This is a genomic window from Epilithonimonas sp. JDS (assembly GCF_021261315.1).
Lineage (GTDB): Bacteria > Bacteroidota > Bacteroidia > Flavobacteriales > Weeksellaceae > Epilithonimonas.
The window spans coordinates 476,387-494,993 of record NZ_JAJSAX010000001.1 but is presented as its reverse complement, the minus strand read 5'-3'; the positions used below and the strand labels follow the sequence as shown (position 1 = coordinate 494,993).

Genomic DNA, 18,607 nt, shown 5'->3' with positions numbered 1-18,607 from the left:
AATGTTTAAAATTATGATTCTTGTTTGGATTTTAAATTTATCCTTCGGAAATTGCAAGTTATAATACAAAGAACTAACAGCAATAATGAGAGATACTTACGTTCACAAAGGGAAAAGAAAACAATTAATGGATTATCTTCATCAGAAGATTGGAATCACTGACGGTTTTGTTTTGTCTGCGATGAACGAGGTTCCAAGACATCTTTTCATCGAAAGTGTTTTCGAGGATTATGCGTACGAAGACCGCGCTTTCCCGATTTTGGCGAAACAGACGATTTCTCATCCGTCAACCGTTGCGGAACAAACCGAATTGTTGGAAGTTGAAGAAGGCGAAAAAATCCTTGAGATTGGAACTGGTTGCGGTTATCAGACGGCGGTTCTTATCAAAATGAAAGCTTTGGTTTACACGATTGAGCGTCAAAAAGACCTGTTTGATTTTTCTCATAAACTTTTCAGAGAATTGGATTTGCGTCCGAAGTTTCAGAGTTTTGGCGATGGATTTGCGGGTTTGCCAACGTTTGCACCTTTTGACAAAGTCTTGGTAACTTGTGGTGCAGAAGTGCTTCCAACCGAATTACTGAAACAATTGAAAGTTGGCGGTAAAATGGTCATTCCGCTCGGAAAGACCGATGAACAGATTCTTTACCGATTTACGAAGATTTCTGATACTCAGTTTGAGAAGGAGGAATTTGGGGTTTATAAGTTCGTGCCGATGTTGCAAAATAAATCACACTGATGAAAGTTTATAAAAGCAGAAGAGACTGGATTTATTCCTCAATATATTTTATAATTACAATTTTGCTTTGTAGTAGTGTGATTTCATCTTTTTTTGATGAAGATCTCACTTGGCTTTCCTGGTTGATTATGGTTTTTATTTCGGCTGGTATTAATATTTTAGTTCTAATTAGTTTTTTCTTCATTAAAATTAAAATCAAAAACGAGGAATTGATTGTGAATATTATTTTTGATATTTTCAGAATTAATATTTTTAAAATCACAAAAATCAGAATTGGAGAAACGATGTGGAGCGGTTTTAATAAATGTGGAACTGCAATGGGCGGACTTATCATCTTTTCGAAAAATAAAAACGACCTTTACATCACACCTGAAAATCAAGATGAATTTTTGGAGGAATTGCTGAAAGTGAATAGTCATATCATTATTGAAAATGTGAGAAAATAGTTGATGGTTGTTGGTTGAAAGTTGATGGAAATTGACTTTGAAAGACAAATGTTGAACTTTGCGAAGCGCAGCCCGACTTGAGCGGATCCCGATATAAAATCGGGAGGGAGCGGAAGGCGGATTAAGCTGCCCAAATAAAATAGAATTAGTAATCATTTATAAAATATCATTCATCATTTATGAACACACGAGAGGAAAAAATGGAGGCTTTTGGAAGGCTTCTCGATATAATGGATGATTTGCGGGAAAAATGCCCGTGGGACAGGAAGCAGACCTTGGAAAGTTTGCGCCATCTGACGCTTGAGGAAACTTACGAATTGTCTGACGCGATTCTGGATAATGACCTTTTGGAAATCAAAAAAGAGATTGGCGATGTGCTTCTGCATTTGGTTTTCTATGCGAAAATCGGGTCGGAGAAAGAGAGTTTTGATATTGCTGATGTGATTAATTCTTTGAACGAAAAACTTATTTTCCGGCATCCACATATTTACGGCGACGCTGTTGCGGAAGATGAAGAAGCGGTGAAACAAAATTGGGAAAAACTGAAACTGAAGGAAGGAAATAATTCTGTTTTGGAAGGCGTTCCGAAGAGTTTGCCACCGATTATCAAGGCTTACAGAATTCAGGATAAAGTAAAGGGGATTGGTTTTGAATTTGATTCTGCAAAAGATGCTTGGGCGAAAGTGGAAGAGGAGCTGGAGGAATTTCACGCAGAAACTGAGGCTGATAAAAAAGAGCAGGAGTTGGGCGATGTGTTTTTTTCTTTGATTAATTATGCCCGAATTTCGGGCTTGAATGCGGATACGGCTTTGGAACGAACGAACTCGAAATTCATTTCCAGGTTTCAGAAAATGGAGGACATTGCGAGGTCGAAAAACCTTAACCTTTCCGATTTGAAACTTGTGGAAATGGATGAACTTTGGGAAGAGGCTAAGGTTTTTGATAAGTAATTATTCGGCATCAATCAGAACTGCCAATTGGATGCAATTTTCGTTGGAACGGTTGCTCCAGGTGTGATTGGTTCCGGTTTGGATGACGATGTCGCCGGCTTGCAAAAGCGTTTCATCTGTATCGGTAATCAGAAAAATTTCTCCCGACAAAATAATGATATAATCCAGACTTTTGGTTTGGTGCATCAGCGGATGAGGTTGTCCAGCAGGTGCTTCAATTCCCAGTTTTTCATCTGGCGGAATCTGGACGTAGCGGAAATAAGTTCCATTTTTAATGACACTTGGGATTGCAGAATTTTCTATCGGTTTTTCCTGTTCAAAAGTTGTCGGCGTTTTGCTGGTTTGCCATACGTCGGAAATGATTAATCCGGGAAAATGTTCTGATACATTGGTGACGATTTCATCTTTTGCGATGTAAGATTTTCCGTCTTTTGTTCCTGTGATGATTCTTCTTGGAATTGCTTTGATGTTGCTTATTTATTCTTGATTTTGCATTATTAATTTTTTGCCTTGCGTTTGATTATTCTTTAATAATTGCTGCGCTTTCTCGGCTGTTTCAGCAGAAAGTCCGCCCACGATTTTAATTGGTAAAGTTTTGACTTTTCCATCGTCGATGTATTGTTTTATTTGATTGAGAGACTTTCTGAAATGATTGTAATTCTTCTCTTTTGCATAAATAAAATTTGAAATATTGAGAATCGTTGCACCAATTCCGAAGAGTGAATCGCTGGCTTTTGGTGTGATGAAATGGGTAACATTGGCATAGATTCCGTTGGCTTTCAAGACATCGGCGGAGATTTCTGATAATTGATTTCCGACTGCATCGATGACCAAATCGAATTTCTGATTTTGATTGATTTCTAAAATTTTCTCAGTTAAATTATCTTGTCTGTAATCGACGATTTGATTTTCATTAAGTCCAAGATTGATCAATTGCTGAACACTTTCCTGATTGCCAGCTGTGACAACAATTTTCTTATTTAAATTTCCTAAAATCAATCTCAAAACAAAATTCCCAACTCCGCCAGATGCGCCGGTGATTAAAACATTTCCTGTTTGATTCCAATCAACTCTGTTAAAGATTTGTAGAGCTGTGATTCCGATAGAAGGTAAGCCAGCTGTTTCTTCAAAACTGGTTGAAGTTGGTTTTTTCGCAACAATACCTTGAGGTAAAATAATTTCTTCAGCATAAGTTCCGTTGCTTCCCATACTTCCGCAAACGAAAAAAACTTCGTCATCAATCTTCAAACCGCTTACATTTTCTCCAGTTTCAATGATGCGTCCAGAGCCTTCTCTGCCTAAAATATTCGAAAACAAATATTTCTTTTCGTGTTCATTTTCCCGCATCTGATAATCGATGGGATTGAAGCCGGAAGCGATGATTTTGATTCGGACTTCATCTGGATTTATTGGTCTTAGCGTGACGGTTTCGTCTTTAAGCTGATTGTTGTCGTCTAGAATAATAGCTTTCATATTATTTTATTTTAATACAAAGTTATTGGTTAATAGCTTTAAATTTGTTAGTAGTTAACCAAAGGTTACTAGTTACCTTAATGAAATCGATATGAGTAAAATTGTTGTAGATATTATAGAAAGAGAAGCAACTTGCGGTGAAGAACTGATGGCGATGAGAGACTGTCTCGATATTCTGGGTGGTAAATGGAAGCTGATGATATTGAGATATTTGACCAATCGTGAACATCAGAAGTTACATTTTAAAAAACTTCAACGCGAAATTAATGGAATCTCTGCAAAAATGCTCAGTAAAGAACTAAAGGACCTGGAAACCAATCTCCTAATTACAAGAACGGTAGAGGATGGGAATCAAATAATGGTTTTTTACGCCATTACAGAATACGGGAAAAGTGTGACGCCGCTCACAGAAAATCTTGTCCAGTGGGGAATTGGTCACAGAAAGAAAATTATTGAAGGTTAGTTTTAACATTATTAAAAATAAATTTCATCATAGCATATAATTTGTATATTTGGTTTAATTAAAAATTTTAAAACACATCAAACTATGAAAGGTAAAGGTTGTATCGCTGTCATCGTCATTGTTGCTATCATAGCAGTCATTGGATTTTGGGCAGTCGGAATTAGAAATGGATTTGTAGGTCAGGAACAGACCGTGAATGCAAAATGGTCAAACGTGGAAACAGTGTATCAGAAAAGAGCTAACCTGATTCCGAATCTTGAAAGAACGGTAAAATCCTACGCAAAATTTGAAACGGAAACTTTGACAAAAGTGGTTGAGGCAAGATCAAAAGCGACTTCTATCAACATCGATCCTACAAATATGACAGAAGCTGATATGGCAAAATTCCAGGCAGCACAAGGCGAACTAAGTGGCTCATTAAGCAGATTGATGGCCGTTGTGGAAAGTTATCCTAATTTGAAAGCGGATCAGCAATACATCAATTTCCAAAGAGAATACACGGCGATTGAAAACAGCATCCGTTCCGAAACAGTTTATTACAATGATGCTGCGAAAGAATACAATACAAACATCAAAACGTTCCCAAACAACGTGATCGCAAACTTCTCGAACTTCAAAGAAAAACCATATTTCAAAGCAGAAGCAGGCGCAGAAAAAGCACCTGATACTTTTAAAGAATAATGAATCATTTTCTCACAAATACTCAGATGGCTTCCCTCGTGGAAGCCATCAAAATAGCTGAAGATCACTCCTCGGGCGAGATTCGTGTGCATATAGATTCCACAGCTGAAGATGATTTTGCAAAGAAAGCTTTCGGTATTTTCAAATCTTTGGAAATGCATTTGACCAAGGAAAGAAATGCCGTTCTGTTCTATGTGAATTTTGAACAGCATTATCTCACGATCATTGGCGACGAAGGCATTCACAAGAAAGTGAAACAATCTTTTTGGGACACGATCCATGATGAGATCACGGCTGAGTTTGTAAAGGAAAATTATTTCGGTGGTCTTAAAGATGCCATCCTGAAAACGGGCTTTGAACTGAAAAAATATTTCCCTGTCAATGGGGAAAATGTCAATGAACTATCCAATGATATCAGCTTCTCTTAAACGTTTTATTTTCGCATTATTTCTGATTTTTGGATTGTTTTCCAAAGCTCAGTTGGTGCCCGAAAAACCGGCTGTACTTTATCCGGTTTATGATAAAGCCAATCTGCTTTCAGAAAGTGAAAAGGATGCGCTGAATCAAAAACTGATCAAATTCTCAGACTCTACTTCTACAGAGATCGAGGTCATCATCCTCCCAACAACCAGTGGTGAAGATGTGAACTACCTCGCAACAATGTATGGTGAGAAATGGGGAATAGGACAAAAAGGTGTTGATAACGGTGTAGTCTTTTTAATTGCCACGGAAGACCGCACAATGTCTATTCAGCAAGGCCGAGCAGTTGAACAATATTTGACAGCTTCGGTTGCGGGACAGATTTTGGATTATCTTGTAACGCCAAGTTTCAAAAAAGGCGAATGGTACAATGGAATTGACCGTGGAACTTCTGCGATAATGGAGGCGGTTCAGGGGAAATTCAAACCGATTGTTAAGAAGCAGAACAAAGACGGCGGGATCAATATTGGATCGCTGCTTTTGATTGTCATTATCATCATTATCCTAATCAGCATAATGAACAGAAACAACCGAGGCAACAACGATGATGACGATGATTACACGCTTTCCAGAAAAGGAAGTCGAAGATACGGCGGCGGATTCTTCCCATTCCCAGGCAGTTTCGGCGGCGGTGGATTTGGCGGCGGAAGCAGTGGCGGCGGCGGTTTCGGTGGCTTTGGAGGCGGCGGAAGTTTCGGCGGCGGCGGTGCTTCTGGTGGATGGTAAATTTGATCTTTAATGATAAAATAAAAAATCAGAATCTAATTTAGGTTCTGATTTTTTGTTGGTTTAATTTAAAATTTTGTTAACACTTCTTATTTATTATGAATATATATTAATGTTTAACGCTTTATTTCTCGCTATATTTTCATTATATTTACTGAAATCGCAGTTTCTTTGAAAAAAACACTGGTACTTTTTGCACATCCTTATTTTGAACATTCGACAACTAATGTCAGATTGCTGGAATGTTATGAGAATATGCCAAATGTAACTTTCCGCGATTTGTACGAAGATTATCCGGATTTTCATATTCAGCCTTTTCGGGAACGCAAGCGGATTGTGGAGTTTGAAAGAATCATTTTTCATTTTCCCATCATTTGGTTTGGATTGCCACCGTTGCTGAAACTTTGGATCGATGAGGTGTTTGATATGCGGTGGATTTCGGAAGGACAGCTGAATATTTTATCGGGAAAAGATGCGCTGATCATCACAAGCGTTGGCGGAAGCGAAGGGAATTATTCCAAGGAAGGAAAGTATAAAACGAGTGCAGAAAGTCTTTTGATAGGTTTGCAGGTCTCGCTGGATATCAATAATATAGAACTCAAAAAAACACATATCATTTACAACGCAGATAATCTGGATGAGAAACAGTTGGATGTTTTTTGTAAAGAATTATCAGAAATACTGAAAATAGAATGACGGAAAATTCAATTGCAATGACGATCCTTATTTTTCTGGGCGTTGCCATCATTATGGTGCCGCTGGGGAAAAAACTGGGTTTGAGTTCCGTGATTGGATATCTCCTTGGTGGGATTTTAATTGGCCCTTTTTGCTTACAATTTACAGGAAGAGATGCCGAAGATATTATGCACGCATCGGAATTAGGCGTCATTATGTTGTTATTTTTGGTTGGATTGGAACTGGAACCGCAGAAACTCTGGCAGATCAGAAAACGGATTCTGGGATTAGGTCTCAGTCAAATGTTGCTGAGTATTGTCGGAATCTTCATCGTGTTTTACGTTGCCGGATTTGGACTTCAAAAATCTTTTATCATTTCGCTCTGTTTTGCAATGTCGTCCACGGCAATCGTTTTGCAGACGCTGAAGGAGAAAAATCTTTTCCGAACCGTTAGCGGTGAATCTTCATTTTCAATTTTACTGTTTCAGGATATTGCAGTCATTCCGATTTTGGCATTGCTGCCTTTCCTTTCAAAATCGCAAAAAGCAATAGCACAGGCAGACCACGAGAAGGTATTGTTGCACTTCATTCCCGAATGGCTACAGCCTTTTACGGTGATTGGAGCCGTTTTAGCCTTAATTTTGCTAGGTCGATATATCTTCATTCCGTTCCTGAGATTTGTTTCCAGATCCGGACTCAATGAACTCTTGACCGCCGCATCACTATTTCTCGTCATCGGTGTTTCAGAACTGATGATTTCCATTGGATTAAGTCCAGCTTTGGGTGCCTTCATTGCAGGTGTGATGCTGGCAAATAGTGAGTTCCGCCACGAGCTGGAAAGTAACATCGATCCTTTCAAAGGCTTGTTGTTGGCCGTGTTTTTCGTAAGTGTAGGCGCAACCATTAACTTCGATATTATCGCATCGAAACCGGTTTTCATTTTTACGGCGGCGTTTATTGTTTTGGCGATTAAAGCCGTTGTCCTTTTCGGAATCGGAAAGTATTACAAAATGAACAACGAGCAGAGTTTTTTCCTCGCATTTGCCTTATCACAAGTGGGAGAATTTGCGTTCGTTTTGATTAATTTTTCTGCCAGTTTATATTTGATTGATTATCAGGCCAACTCAGAACTGATGGCTATTGTAGCAATTACAATGTGTATTTCGCCACTGCTTTTGATCTTCAAGGAGAAAATTCTGGACAAATATTTTATTCAGCAGAAGTCCGAAGAAAATGTAGAACTCGGCATTATAAAACAAAGAAAAATCATCATTGTCGGATTCGGCTATTTTGGAAGTACCGTCGGAAGATTGCTGAAAGCCAACGGCATCAGATCCACCGTTTTGGATAATGATCCGGATCGTGTTGCACTACTGCGTTCCAACGGTTTCAATGTGTATTATGGCGATGCGACAAAGCCGGCGTTGCTGCGTTCGGCGGGAATCGAGGAAGCAGAATTGCTCGTCATCTGTCTGGATGATCCCGAAAAAAATAAATTTCTGGTCGATTATGTCAAAGAAAATTACCCGGACATCAAAATTTTCGTGCGAGCCAAAAACCGTTTGGATGCGTATGAATTTCTTAATAAAAAAGTTGACAATATTTACCGTGAAACCTTGGGAACAGCCGTGGATATGGCCGTTGACATCCTCAAAGAAAACGGAATGCGAAAATATACCGCCAGAAGAATGGGCAAGCGTTTTATGATTATTGATAAGGCAATGACGAGAAGACTGGCCAAGGAAAAGGACGAAAATATGGTCACTTTCACACTTCGGGAAACTCTTGAGCGTGAAGCACAGCTGCTGGCGCTCGACAGTATTTCCTTCGAGGAAAATCATTGGAGTGGCGATGATGATGAGGATAAGTAATACAATATTTTGGGCAGCTATAGATGAGAGTTATTTGGGCAGCTTTTTCCGCCTTCCACTTCCTCCCGATTTACATTAGGATCCGTTCAAGTCGGGCTGCAGATTCAGTGTAAAAGAAACATTGGTCTTCACTAAATCCTTATGTAGCAAGTTAATTAATTCAGAGATCATTACTTTAAAAAAGCAAGTCGATTATTTCCTCACTTTTCCTTATTTTTATTCCCAATTAATTTATATTCTATGAAGAAAATAAAAACATCATTGCTAGTAGCGTTTATTGCGTTTAATACAGGAAATATGATGATCAATGCCCAGCAGAAAAAGACTACTGCAACTACAGAAAAAGCTATGAACAATAATCCATTTCTAAAAAAAAGTACCCTACAATATCAGGCTCCGGAATTTGACAAGATCAAAGACGGGCATTTCAAACCTGCTTTCGAATTTGGTTTGAAAGAACAATTGGCAAACATTGATAAAATCGTGAATGACAAAGCGGCGCCGACATTTGACAATACGGTTCTTGCTTTGGAAAACAGCGGACCAACGTTGGGAAGAGCAACCATCATTTTTTATAATCTCACGAGTTCAAACACCAATGATGATCTTCAAAAACTGGAAGAAGAATTTGCGCCAATCTTCGCAGCCCATTCTGACAAAATCTCACTGAACGAAAAATTATACAAAAGAATCAAAGCCGTAAAAACCGATAAGCTCGATGCCGAAAGCAAAAGACTGACTGAGTTTTATCTTACCAATTTCGAATTGGCCGGTGCAAATCTTTCCGCGGAAAATAAAGAAAAGCTGAAGGAAATCAATCAGCAGTTGGCAACTTTGGCAACCCAATTCAGTAACAAATTGTTGGAAGCCAGAAAGAACGGCGCCGTTTTGATTTCTGATGTCAAAGAATTGGACGGACTTTCCGCAGACGACATCGCTGCAGCCTCTGCCGACGCTGAGAAAGCCGGACAAAAAGGAAAATATCTTTTGGCTTTACAAAATACAACACAACAACCGCTTTTGCAGAATCTTAAAAACAGAGCAACCAGAGAAAAACTCTACAAAGCTTCCTGGACAAGGGCTGAAAAAGGAGACGCCAACGATACAAGAGAAACGGTTGAGAAATTAGCGAAACTAAGATTACAAAAAGCGCAACTCTTCGGAAAGAAAAACTTCGCAGAATGGAGTTTGCAGGATCAAATGGCAAAAACGCCTGAAGCAGCAATGGGACTTCTGGCGCAATTGGCAAAACCAGCCGTTGAAACGGCAAATCGTGAAGCGGCGGAAATTCAGGAAGTAATCGATGCGCAGAAAGGTGGTTTTAAGGTTGAACCTTGGGACTGGAATTTCTATTCCGAGCAAGTGAGAAAAGCAAAATATGATCTTGATGATAACGAAATCAAACCTTACTTCGAAGTAACAACTGCTTTGGAAAAAGGCGTTTTCTACGCTGCTGAGAAATTCTACGGAATAACGTTCAAGGTTAGAAAAGATCTTCCAACTTACCATCCAGACGTGGTTGCGTACGAAGTTTATGACAGAGACGGAAAATCTTTAGCCTTATATTATCTGGATTTCTACACCAGAAGCAACAAAAGTGGCGGCGCGTGGATGAATAACTTCGTTCAGCAATCACATCAGTTAGGTCAGAAGCCTGTGATTTTGAATGTTTATAATTTCCAGAAACCAGCGCCGGGAAAACCATCGTTGATCTCTTATGATGATGTAGAAACATTGTTCCACGAGTTTGGTCACACGCTGCACGGTTTGTTCGCAGATCAGAAATATGCCTCAATTTCCGGCGCTAATACGCCAAGAGATTTTGTGGAATTTCCTTCTCAGATCAACGAGCATTTTGCTTTGGAACCGGAGATTCTGAAAAATTACGCTTTGCATTATCAGACCAAACAGCCTATGCCACAAGCGTTGATTGATAAGATTAAAAAAGCTTCCAACTTCAACCAAGGCTATGCCACAACGGAACTTGTTGCGGCTGCGACTTTGGATATGAACTGGCACACAGTGACTTCTGACAGCCAACTAATTCCGGTTTTGGATTTTGAAAAACAAGCTTTGAACAAGTATGGTTTGCTCGTACCGCAAGTGCCGCCAAGATATCATACACCATATTTTGCCCACATTTGGGGCGGCGGCTATTCGGCGGGATATTATGCTTATCTGTGGTCGGAAACTTTGGATTCTGATGCCTGGGAATGGATCAAAGCGAATGGTGGAATTACCAGAGAAAACGGTGACCGTTTCAGAAAATATATTCTTTCGGTTGGTAATAGTGTTGACTTAAATAAAGCATTTGAAGGTTTTACTGGCCACAAAGCTGACATTAAACCTTTATTGAGAAGCAGAGGTTTTATTAAATAGAGTTTAAATCAATTGTATAAAAGCGTTTCCATTTTTTGGGAACGTTTTTTTTATAATGAATTCTATAGTACGTAAAAATTAATTATATTTGTACGTCTAAATAATGTATTATGGATTCCAAACTGACTTTAAAATTAAATAATAACGTCATAGAAAGAGCTAAAAAATACGCTTCAAATAAAAAATTGAGCCTTTCCAGACTAATAGAAAACTATCTTGATTCATTGACCAATGAAGAAAATGATGATTTTGAGATTTCTCCTTTCGTTAAAAGTATTTCCAGTGGAAAAAGCATTCCGGCTGATTATGATTACAAAAAAGACAGAGAAAACCACGTTGATTACTTGGATAAAAAATATAGATGATGCAGAAGTTATTTTTGGACACCAATATCATTATTGATTTTCTTGGAGAGCGGGAAGGTTTTTACGAGCCGGCAGCAAAACTCATGACTTTAGCAGATCAAAAAAAAATTCAGATATTAATTTCGCCTACATCTGTTACGACTGCGTATTACATTCTTTCCAAGTTTGAAAATAGTAAAGTCGCCTTAGAAAAAATAAGAAAATTCAAATTGCTATGCGACATTTCTTTGATGGACAATGAGGTTGTAGAAAAAGCTGTTAATTCTAATTTCAAAGATTTTGAGGATGGAATGCAATATTTCAGTGCATTAGCCAGCAACTGTAATGTGATTGTAACCAGAAACGAAAAGGACTTTAAAAATGCTTTGATTCCGGTTATCAATGCTGAAAGCTATCTTCAAACATTCAAAAATAATTAAATGATTTTTTAATTAACTTCGTCAATAATTTACAATTTCTGTGAAAGACAAAAACATCTACTATCACATAGTCCTGATCCTTTTACTGCTCCTGATCCCTGTTTTATCATCGCCGGAATTGGATAGCAGCTTGCGTTTGCTCAGTTCATCTTTCTTTCAGAGAGACTTTTCAAGATATGTTTTGTTCATTGTTTTTTTCTATCTGAATCTGGCTTTTCTTTTGCCGAAACTGTATGATAAAAGAAGACTTTTGCTTTATTGGGTAAGTGTTTTCGTTTCGTATGTATGGATTTGTACACTTCCCTTTTCTATATTTCCAGATGACCACGGAGGCGATCCGAAGTTTGATTTTTTCCAGAATCAGATTTCGAACCAATCGACGAAAAATTCTTCTCACTTTGAAGATTTTCCGCCGCCTCCAGAAAATTTATCACCGGAACAAAAAGCAGAGTTTGAAGCTCATAATTTTCCACCGCCGCACATGAGAAAAGATGATTCTTTCAGCAGGAAATATGTTTCGAGCATCTTGCCATTTTTGTTTTCGTTTCTCAGTTCATTTTTCCTCTATCAATCCATCAAGAAGAAGGAAATGGAGCGTGCAATGGCAAAAGCAGATCTTCTCAATCTGCGGTATCAGCTGCAACCGCATTTTTTGTTTAATACGCTCAATTCTATTTATTCATTAATATTAATTAAATCTGATGACGCATCGGAAGGGATTTTGAAACTTTCAAATGTAATGCGTTACATCGTGGAGGAAAGCGAAAATGACTTTGTCTTGTTGTCAAAAGAATTATTTTATATTAAGGATTATATCGCGTTGCAATTGATGAGAACGGATGATAGTCTTGATTTTAATTATACAGAAAATGGCGTGACCGAGGATGTAAAAATTGTCCCGATGATTCTTCTTAATTACATAGAGAATGCTTTTAAATATGGTGTGAATGCCGAAGAGAATTCCAAGATTTCCATTGAATTGAAATTGGAAGGCGAGAAACTTAATTTCCAGGTGTTTAATAATATTGTCAATCATTCTGCCGCAGACGAATCTACAAAAGTTGGAATGAAAAATACAACCGAACGTCTGGAAAAACTCTATCCGGGGAAATACACTCTGAATATCGAAGAAAATAAAAAATCGTATTTTGTAGAACTAAATCTGGATCTCAGTTCATAATTTATGATAAAAGCCATCGCTATCGACGACGAAATTCTTGCCCTCAAAATCATCGAAACATTTGCTTCGAAGGTGGAAGGAATCAATCTGGAAAAGACTTTCCACAAGCAAAGTGATGCCGAGAAATATCTGCGAAAGTTCCCCGTAGATCTGATTTTTATGGATATTCAAATGCCAAATAAGAATGGATTGGATTTTTATAAAAGCTTATCTCAGGATGTAAAAGTGATCTTTACCACCGCATTTTCAGAATACGCCGTTGATGCTTTTGATGTCAATGCGATTGATTATCTGGTCAAACCTTTTTCGTTTGACAGGTTTCAAAAGGCTGTTGAGAAATTAGCTCTCAAATCTTCCACAGAATTGCAGTCTCAGCATCTCCTGATCCGGGCGGATTACAAACTTCATAAGATAGAATTTGAAGACATCAAGCTGATTGAAGGTTTGGACGATTATATCCAGATTCATCTCAAGAACGCATCAAAGATCACCGCAAGATCATCGATGAAAAATATTGTGGCAAAGCTTCCTGAAAAAGATTTTATCCGTGTTCACAGATCTTACATTCTTCCAATCAAAGCGATTAAAGGAATTGTCAACAAGAATATTCATCTGGAAGATTTTATCATTCCGGTTGGGGAAACTTATAAAGATGATCTCAAGAAAATCATCGGATATTATTAAGATTCCTTTAAGATTTCGCATTTAAATCGACACATTTCTGCTGTTTTCCTCAAAAATTTCTTTCACTTTCCCTATCATCATACTTTTGTCCTGTAAAACTTAAATGTTTAGAAAGATGAGGATGGTGAGCAGGAAAGACTTCCTGAAAAGTCTGGGATTAGCAGGCGTAACTGTAGTGGCAGCACCGTTTGTACTGCATTGCAGAAATAAGGATAATGAAGGCGAAGATGTGACGATAGATAATTCCGTTTCTACAGCCTGTGCAGTGACCAATTCTGAAACGGAAGGTCCTTTCCCCACCAAATCCCCATCGACACTGATCCAGAATAATATTACTGGTGACAGAACAGGCGTTCCTTTTGAAATTAATTTGACAATTCAAAACGTAAAAGCCAATTGTGCAGCTTTGCAAGGCGTGATCGTCGATATCTGGCATTGTGACAAAGACGGAAATTATTCGGAATATGGCGGAACGGGAATGCAGTCTACAGATTACACAAATTATCATTTCCTCAGAGGCAGGCAGACGACGGATGAGAATGGAAAGGTGAGTTACATATCAGTTTTTCCGGGTTGGTATCTGGGGAGAGCGACGCATATTCACGTTCATATCTATAATAATGTGGGGACGTCACTACTCATCACGCAGATTGCTTTTCCGGAAGGATCGGGAAGTCAGGTGGAGTTGGTGAATGCAAGCAGTGGTTACCGTGGAATGAGTGGCTACACTTACAACTCGAATGATAATGTCTTCAGTGATGGAACGGCAAATGAGATGAGTACAATCACCGGGAGTGTGAGCGAAGGATTTAAGCTGGCGCATACGATCAAAGTGGATGCGTAATTAATTAATTAATTAATTATAAAGTTTTAATTTAAAATCTAAAATTTAACATCTGTAATCCGGCGTCTCTCGTAGATATAGATGTCCATAATAATTTTCATAAGTTTATTTTTTTTCCGGGATTCATGATTTTGTCAGATTTTCATAGGTTGTTGGCAATGGATCCCGGAATTTTTTTTTCAAGTAATGATCAATTAAGTTTTTAAAAAAGAATATGCTGGTTCAGACGCCTTCAAAAATATTAAAATCAGATTACAGGTTTTGGGATCTTGCCCCAGGTGCTGCGATTGCGGATGTTTATAAAAATGATAGAAAGGTAAGCAGCACTGCCCATACATTGTGTGAAGTTTTAGAGTTTGTGATTCATAAAGACTCCCAAAACCCTGTAATTCTGAAAGCTAATCAGAAAGTGATGTTCGTCCCAATTTACGGAAAGGTGAAGATTAATAATTTTAATAAAGTCATTGAAACCGGCGAAGTGGTGATTTTTGAATCTGCCGAAGACCAAAATGTAATAATTAAAAACGTGCTTGCCGATGAAGATGCGGATGTTCTGATTATTAAATTCAATAAACATATATCTGAAAACTCTTACAGAATCAATCAGCTGGATCTGGAAGTCCGAAATAAACTGAACTTCATTGATACAGGTTATAGTTCTCCCGGATTCATAGGTGTTTTCGATGGAAGAGAGTCAGGCAATTATATTCTGAAACAAAAGCAAAACGTAATTTTCGGAATGGTGATCAATGGTGCTTTTGAGTTTCAAAACCGATTGATAGAGAACAGAGATGCTATCTTAATCTGGGATCTTGAAGAGCTCGAATTTGAAGCGCTGACAGAAAATGCGATCATCCTTTTCTTTGAAATTCCCGAATCATAAAATATTTGTTGTTATTATTAAATTTTCATTTTTTGATTTATTTAATCCGAAATCCCGGTCAAATTTTTGGCCGGGATTTTTAGTTCTCATAATTGCAAAAATAAAATTAACTATTCTCCAATTTGAAGTTGCGTGCTGATGGCAATTCTGTTCCACGCATTAATGGTGACGATGGCCATAATAATCTCGGCGATCTGTTTTTCCGAAAAGACTTTTAGAGCTTTTTGATAAGTTTCATCGCTCAATCCGTGCTGGGAGATTTGTGTGATTTCCTCAGTCATTTTCAAGGCAACTCTTTCCTCTTCTGTGAAGTGGCTTTCTGCCTCGTGCCATGCACTTACGATGAAAAGTCTATCTGCAATTTCGCCATATTTGAGAGCATCTTTGGTGTGCATTGCAAGGCAGTAAGCACAATTGTTGATTTGCGAAGCGCGGATTTTGATCAGTTCTTTGATCGTTTTGGAGATCTCTGTGTTTGCAAGATAAGCTTCCAGTCCAAGCATTGCTTTGTAAGCGTGCGGCTCTGATGTGTTGATGTTGATGCGTTTGTCCATTTTTTTAATGTTTTAAATTTGATAGGACAAAGTTGGGAAATCAAAGCTGCGGAAAACTTAAACTGGTTTAAGAAACGATTTTCTTCCGCAATTCACTCAGATATTCCGGCGTGAAACCGAGAAAAGAAGCGATCAAGTATTGCGGAACGCGCTGAACAAACTCCGGATATTTCTGAAGCAGATTGAGATAAAAATCTTCTTTCGAAAAGGAAAAAATATACTTCACTCTTCGCTGATTGGCGGCAAAGGCTCTTTGATACACAATTCTGAAATACTTTTCCATCACAGGAAAGTCATTCAGCAATTTCTCCTGAGACTCATTAGAGATGGCCAAGACTTCCGATTTTTCTACTGTCTGGATGGAAAAATCTGCTGGTTTTTTATGTTCAAAAGAAAAATTGTCCGTCATCCACCACGTTTCCAAAGCAAAGTCTGTGGTTTGTTCCGTTCCTTTTTCATTGATGAAAAACTTGCGCAGAAGGCCATTCAAAACGAAATAATTGTACTTGCAGATCTGCCCCTCGTCCAGGAGATTCACTTTTTTAGCAAAGATCTGGACTTCGAAAAAAGACAAGATCTTCTCAAAATCCTCATCGTTTACTTTAATGAATTTTTCTAAATGCGTTCGGAAGATTTGGGACATTTGTTTTTAAAATTGATGCTCGTAAAATTAAAACAAAAAAGCAAAACGCATCTCTACATTTTGCCTTGAATTTTATTATTCTGTATTACATTCTGGCCAAAATCTCTTTCTTTTTAGCTTCGTAATCTTCGGCGGAGATGAGTTCATTGTCCAAATAGGCTTTCAGTTTCATTAGCGTTTCCATAGGATCTTTACTCGGTTTTGGAGTGTCTTGCTTTGGTTCTGTTTGATCAGGTTGTGTGTTGACGGTGATTCCTCCAGAAGTTGCACGTTTGTCCTCCAGCTCTTTCTGTCGGCGGAACTCTATCATTTCTTCCTCTTTGGCTTGTGCATATTGATACAATTTTCTTGCTTGAGATTTTGGAATATAATCAATCGTTTCAACAAATCCGCTGACCGCCGTCATCTTAAAAGTAGATCCGAGAATCGTTTCGCTGATATGACTTTCAGCAACATCTTTCCAAAGATAATCCTGAAAATCCGTCACCAAACCAAACGATTTTGAACGGAAAAATATGATTCTTTTATTTGTAAGAACAATAGAGTCTGGAGATATATTTATTGCGGGTTTATTTTGAACAGCGATGTATTCTAGGGTTTCTCCGTTTGTTAAAAGGTCATTTACTTTTTCTATGATTTTTTCAACGGATTTTGGATCTTGCTCTTCGTTGAGGTATTTTTTGAGGTTGTTGATCATTGTGTGGAATTTATTTATTAAGGTTTTGTGAAAATAAAATTTTATCTAAATCACAGCGACTTGAATTTATAAAATAACTTTATTCTTTAATTATTTTTTCTACTTGTACACCTTTGTTTGTTAGGATCTTTAATATATAATTACCTTTTGGAAGATTACCAAGATTTATTATATTTGATAAGTTAGATGTTACCAACTGTCCAGTTGTTGAGTAGATTTCTACTTTTTGTAATTGATCTTCAGTTTGAATAGTTAAGATATTTTTAACTGGGTTCGGATATATTTTTGACTTATTATTTAAAACTAAATCACTAACTCCAAGAGCAGAACAAGAGATATTGACTAATGTATTTTTATCTATATTTGTTCCATCACCTAACTGGCCAGTAGTATTATGACCACAAGCCATAAGATGGTTGTTTACATTGGTTATTAGAGTGTAAAATTCACCCGTGGAGATGTTTTGTATATTAGTATAGGTTCCAATACGAGTTATAGAATGTTTCTCCGTGCTGGTTCCATCGCCAAGCTGCCCAGAACCGTTACCACCCCAAGCATACACAGAACCATCTAGGCTAACTGCCACATTGTGATTTGATCCTGTGTCAATTTTTTTTACTTGATAAAAAACGGCTGTAGGAGTATGAGTTTCTATGGTTGTACCATTTCCTAATTGTCCAACAACATTTCCTCCCCAAGTATATAAAGTTCCATTTGTACTGATAGCTACAGAATGATCCAAGCCTATGCTTACATTTTCCCAGTTAGTGTCTGTTCCAATTTGGATGGGACTGATTCTATTAATTGTTGTATTGTCTCCAAGCTGTCCTGACTGATTGCGTCCCCAAGCCCAAAGTGTACCATCTGTTTTTATAGCAAGTGTATGATGCCAACTTGCAGCAACAGATTTCCAAAGATCATTTGGTCTAATTTGTATAGGTGTATTTTTGTTTACATAAGTACCATCTCCCAGCTGACCGAAACTATTATAACCCCAAGCCCAAAGTGTACCATTATTTTTTATAGCGAGTGAATAGGTGCTTCCTGCGGCTATATATTTCCAATCTTTATCTGTTCCAATTTTAATTGGGGTGTTTCTTTGCGTGTTGGTTCCATCTCCCAGCTGTCCGTGATTGTTGTAACCCCAAGTCCAAAGTGTGCCATCTGTTTTTATTGCAAGTGTATGCGCAAGCCCTGTAGAGATTTCTTTCCAATTCGTATTTGTCCCAATCTGTGTCGATATATTTTTGTCTACATTGGTACCATCACCAAGCTGTCCATTGTCGTTGTACCCCCAAGTCCAGAGTGTACCATCTGTTTTTATAGCTGCAGAATGATAACCACCGGCGCTTATTTTCTGCCAACATTGAGAATATATATTAAGACTAATGAACAGGATTAAAAAGGTTGCGATTTTATTCATTTTGTTATAGTTTTTAAAAAAGTTAAATTACAAAA

General features: G+C 37.9%; 23 protein-coding genes. 17 read left to right on the top strand and 6 right to left on the bottom strand.

Features of this window, described 5'->3' with window-relative positions:
* The first annotated feature begins 85 nt into the window (after positions 1 to 85).
* From LUD75_RS02315 to mazG, 3 genes are all read left to right on the top strand, one after another.
* Entirely contained in the window at positions 86 to 736 is a 651-nt protein-coding gene (locus LUD75_RS02315) for a protein-L-isoaspartate(D-aspartate) O-methyltransferase (protein WP_034966562.1), read from the top strand.
* A complete protein-coding gene (locus LUD75_RS02310) occupies positions 736 to 1,182 on the top strand; it encodes a PH domain-containing protein (RefSeq protein WP_232704106.1) in 447 nt (148 codons plus the stop codon). The genes LUD75_RS02315 and LUD75_RS02310 overlap by 1 nt, the downstream gene beginning before the upstream one ends.
* A gap of 179 nt (positions 1,183 to 1,361) precedes the next feature.
* Positions 1,362 to 2,132, top strand: a complete 771-nt coding sequence (gene mazG, locus LUD75_RS02305; protein ID WP_232704105.1) for a nucleoside triphosphate pyrophosphohydrolase — start codon at positions 1,362 to 1,364, stop codon at positions 2,130 to 2,132.
* Here mazG and LUD75_RS02300 read toward each other — a convergent pair whose 3' ends face one another.
* Entirely contained in the window at positions 2,133 to 2,351 is a 219-nt protein-coding gene (locus tag LUD75_RS02300; protein ID WP_317207309.1) for a cupin domain-containing protein, read from the bottom strand.
* 55 nt (positions 2,352 to 2,406) lie between these two features.
* Between LUD75_RS02300 and LUD75_RS02295 the strand changes: the two genes are divergently transcribed.
* Entirely contained in the window at positions 2,407 to 2,550 is a 144-nt protein-coding gene (locus LUD75_RS02295; protein ID WP_232704103.1) for a hypothetical protein, read from the top strand.
* A gap of 59 nt (positions 2,551 to 2,609) precedes the next feature.
* On the opposite strand, the gene LUD75_RS02290 is transcribed toward LUD75_RS02295, so the two are convergent.
* Positions 2,610 to 3,605, bottom strand: coding sequence for an NADP-dependent oxidoreductase (locus tag LUD75_RS02290; protein WP_232704102.1), 996 nt, complete (start codon positions 3,603 to 3,605; stop codon positions 2,610 to 2,612).
* 91 nt (positions 3,606 to 3,696) lie between these two features.
* Here LUD75_RS02290 and LUD75_RS02285 point away from each other — a divergent pair, with 91 nt between their 5' ends.
* The 13 genes from LUD75_RS02285 (at position 3,697) to LUD75_RS02225 (ending at position 15,255) form a co-directional block, all read left to right on the top strand.
* On the top strand, positions 3,697 to 4,068 hold the full coding sequence (locus LUD75_RS02285) for a helix-turn-helix domain-containing protein (protein WP_232704101.1): 372 nt from the start codon (positions 3,697 to 3,699) through the stop codon (positions 4,066 to 4,068).
* Between the two features lie 84 nt (positions 4,069 to 4,152).
* Positions 4,153 to 4,749, top strand: coding sequence for a LemA family protein (locus LUD75_RS02280; RefSeq protein WP_232704100.1), 597 nt, complete (start codon positions 4,153 to 4,155; stop codon positions 4,747 to 4,749).
* Positions 4,746 to 5,177, top strand: a complete 432-nt coding sequence (locus LUD75_RS02275; RefSeq protein ID WP_232704909.1) for a TPM domain-containing protein — start codon at positions 4,746 to 4,748, stop codon at positions 5,175 to 5,177. Before LUD75_RS02280 ends, LUD75_RS02275 begins: the two co-directional genes overlap by 4 nt.
* Complete coding sequence (locus LUD75_RS02270; RefSeq protein WP_232704908.1) at positions 5,158 to 5,955, top strand: TPM domain-containing protein; 798 nt, start codon at positions 5,158 to 5,160, stop codon at positions 5,953 to 5,955. The genes LUD75_RS02275 and LUD75_RS02270 overlap by 20 nt, the downstream gene beginning before the upstream one ends.
* A gap of 171 nt (positions 5,956 to 6,126) precedes the next feature.
* A complete protein-coding gene (locus LUD75_RS02265) occupies positions 6,127 to 6,651 on the top strand; it encodes an NAD(P)H-dependent oxidoreductase (protein ID WP_232704099.1) in 525 nt (174 codons plus the stop codon).
* Positions 6,648 to 8,501, top strand: a complete 1,854-nt coding sequence (locus LUD75_RS02260) for a monovalent cation:proton antiporter-2 (CPA2) family protein (RefSeq protein WP_232704098.1) — start codon at positions 6,648 to 6,650, stop codon at positions 8,499 to 8,501. The genes LUD75_RS02265 and LUD75_RS02260 overlap by 4 nt, the downstream gene beginning before the upstream one ends.
* 297 nt (positions 8,502 to 8,798) lie before the next feature.
* Positions 8,799 to 10,880, top strand: a complete 2,082-nt coding sequence (locus tag LUD75_RS02255) for a M3 family metallopeptidase (protein WP_232704907.1) — start codon at positions 8,799 to 8,801, stop codon at positions 10,878 to 10,880.
* Positions 10,881 to 10,990: 110 nt separating this feature from the next.
* A complete protein-coding gene (locus tag LUD75_RS02250; RefSeq protein ID WP_232704097.1) occupies positions 10,991 to 11,245 on the top strand; it encodes a DUF6364 family protein in 255 nt (84 codons plus the stop codon).
* On the top strand, positions 11,245 to 11,664 hold the full coding sequence (locus LUD75_RS02245; RefSeq protein WP_232704096.1) for a PIN domain-containing protein: 420 nt from the start codon (positions 11,245 to 11,247) through the stop codon (positions 11,662 to 11,664). The genes LUD75_RS02250 and LUD75_RS02245 overlap by 1 nt, the downstream gene beginning before the upstream one ends.
* Before the next feature lie 40 nt (positions 11,665 to 11,704).
* Complete coding sequence (locus LUD75_RS19165) at positions 11,705 to 12,844, top strand: histidine kinase (protein ID WP_232704095.1); 1,140 nt, start codon at positions 11,705 to 11,707, stop codon at positions 12,842 to 12,844.
* 3 nt (positions 12,845 to 12,847) lie between these two features.
* A complete protein-coding gene (locus tag LUD75_RS02235) occupies positions 12,848 to 13,528 on the top strand; it encodes a LytTR family DNA-binding domain-containing protein (RefSeq protein ID WP_232704094.1) in 681 nt (226 codons plus the stop codon).
* 103 nt (positions 13,529 to 13,631) lie between these two features.
* On the top strand, positions 13,632 to 14,372 hold the full coding sequence (locus tag LUD75_RS02230) for an intradiol ring-cleavage dioxygenase (RefSeq protein ID WP_232704093.1): 741 nt from the start codon (positions 13,632 to 13,634) through the stop codon (positions 14,370 to 14,372).
* Between the two features lie 214 nt (positions 14,373 to 14,586).
* Positions 14,587 to 15,255: a hypothetical protein gene (locus tag LUD75_RS02225; RefSeq protein ID WP_232704092.1), complete on the top strand. Its 669-nt coding sequence runs from the start codon at positions 14,587 to 14,589 to the stop codon at positions 15,253 to 15,255.
* Between the two features lie 110 nt (positions 15,256 to 15,365).
* Here the strand turns inward: LUD75_RS02225 and LUD75_RS02220 are convergent, their stop codons facing one another.
* The 4 genes from LUD75_RS02220 to LUD75_RS02205 form a co-directional block, all read right to left on the bottom strand.
* On the bottom strand, positions 15,366 to 15,809 hold the full coding sequence (locus LUD75_RS02220) for a carboxymuconolactone decarboxylase family protein (protein WP_232704091.1): 444 nt from the start codon (positions 15,807 to 15,809) through the stop codon (positions 15,366 to 15,368).
* Between the two features lie 67 nt (positions 15,810 to 15,876).
* Positions 15,877 to 16,452 (bottom strand): Crp/Fnr family transcriptional regulator, encoded by a 576-nt coding sequence (locus tag LUD75_RS02215; RefSeq protein WP_232704090.1) that lies wholly within the window; start codon positions 16,450 to 16,452, stop codon positions 15,877 to 15,879.
* Between the two features lie 85 nt (positions 16,453 to 16,537).
* Complete coding sequence (locus LUD75_RS02210; protein WP_232704089.1) at positions 16,538 to 17,149, bottom strand: PH domain-containing protein; 612 nt, start codon at positions 17,147 to 17,149, stop codon at positions 16,538 to 16,540.
* Between the two features lie 79 nt (positions 17,150 to 17,228).
* Entirely contained in the window at positions 17,229 to 18,572 is a 1,344-nt protein-coding gene (locus tag LUD75_RS02205) for a T9SS type A sorting domain-containing protein (RefSeq protein WP_232704088.1), read from the bottom strand.
* Positions 18,573 to 18,607 lie beyond the last annotated feature (35 nt).

Coding starts and splice junctions, on each gene's coding strand:
- LUD75_RS02315 (WP_034966562.1), top strand. CDS start 86: ATGAGAGATACTTACGTTCACAAAGGGAAAAGAAAACAATTAATGGAT.
- LUD75_RS02310 (WP_232704106.1), top strand. CDS start 736: ATGAAAGTTTATAAAAGCAGAAGAGACTGGATTTATTCCTCAATATAT.
- mazG (WP_232704105.1), top strand. CDS start 1,362: ATGAACACACGAGAGGAAAAAATGGAGGCTTTTGGAAGGCTTCTCGAT.
- LUD75_RS02295 (WP_232704103.1), top strand. CDS start 2,407: ATGACACTTGGGATTGCAGAATTTTCTATCGGTTTTTCCTGTTCAAAA.
- LUD75_RS02290 (WP_232704102.1), bottom strand. CDS start 3,605: ATGAAAGCTATTATTCTAGACGACAACAATCAGCTTAAAGACGAAACC.
- LUD75_RS02285 (WP_232704101.1), top strand. CDS start 3,697: ATGAGTAAAATTGTTGTAGATATTATAGAAAGAGAAGCAACTTGCGGT.
- LUD75_RS02280 (WP_232704100.1), top strand. CDS start 4,153: ATGAAAGGTAAAGGTTGTATCGCTGTCATCGTCATTGTTGCTATCATA.
- LUD75_RS02270 (WP_232704908.1), top strand. CDS start 5,158: ATGATATCAGCTTCTCTTAAACGTTTTATTTTCGCATTATTTCTGATT.
- LUD75_RS02260 (WP_232704098.1), top strand. CDS start 6,648: ATGACGGAAAATTCAATTGCAATGACGATCCTTATTTTTCTGGGCGTT.
- LUD75_RS02255 (WP_232704907.1), top strand. CDS start 8,799: ATGATGATCAATGCCCAGCAGAAAAAGACTACTGCAACTACAGAAAAA.
- LUD75_RS02250 (WP_232704097.1), top strand. CDS start 10,991: ATGGATTCCAAACTGACTTTAAAATTAAATAATAACGTCATAGAAAGA.
- LUD75_RS02245 (WP_232704096.1), top strand. CDS start 11,245: ATGCAGAAGTTATTTTTGGACACCAATATCATTATTGATTTTCTTGGA.
- LUD75_RS02235 (WP_232704094.1), top strand. CDS start 12,848: ATGATAAAAGCCATCGCTATCGACGACGAAATTCTTGCCCTCAAAATC.
- LUD75_RS02230 (WP_232704093.1), top strand. CDS start 13,632: ATGTTTAGAAAGATGAGGATGGTGAGCAGGAAAGACTTCCTGAAAAGT.
- LUD75_RS02225 (WP_232704092.1), top strand. CDS start 14,587: ATGCTGGTTCAGACGCCTTCAAAAATATTAAAATCAGATTACAGGTTT.
- LUD75_RS02220 (WP_232704091.1), bottom strand. CDS start 15,809: ATGGACAAACGCATCAACATCAACACATCAGAGCCGCACGCTTACAAA.
- LUD75_RS02215 (WP_232704090.1), bottom strand. CDS start 16,452: ATGTCCCAAATCTTCCGAACGCATTTAGAAAAATTCATTAAAGTAAAC.
- LUD75_RS02210 (WP_232704089.1), bottom strand. CDS start 17,149: ATGATCAACAACCTCAAAAAATACCTCAACGAAGAGCAAGATCCAAAA.
- LUD75_RS02205 (WP_232704088.1), bottom strand. CDS start 18,572: ATGAATAAAATCGCAACCTTTTTAATCCTGTTCATTAGTCTTAATATA.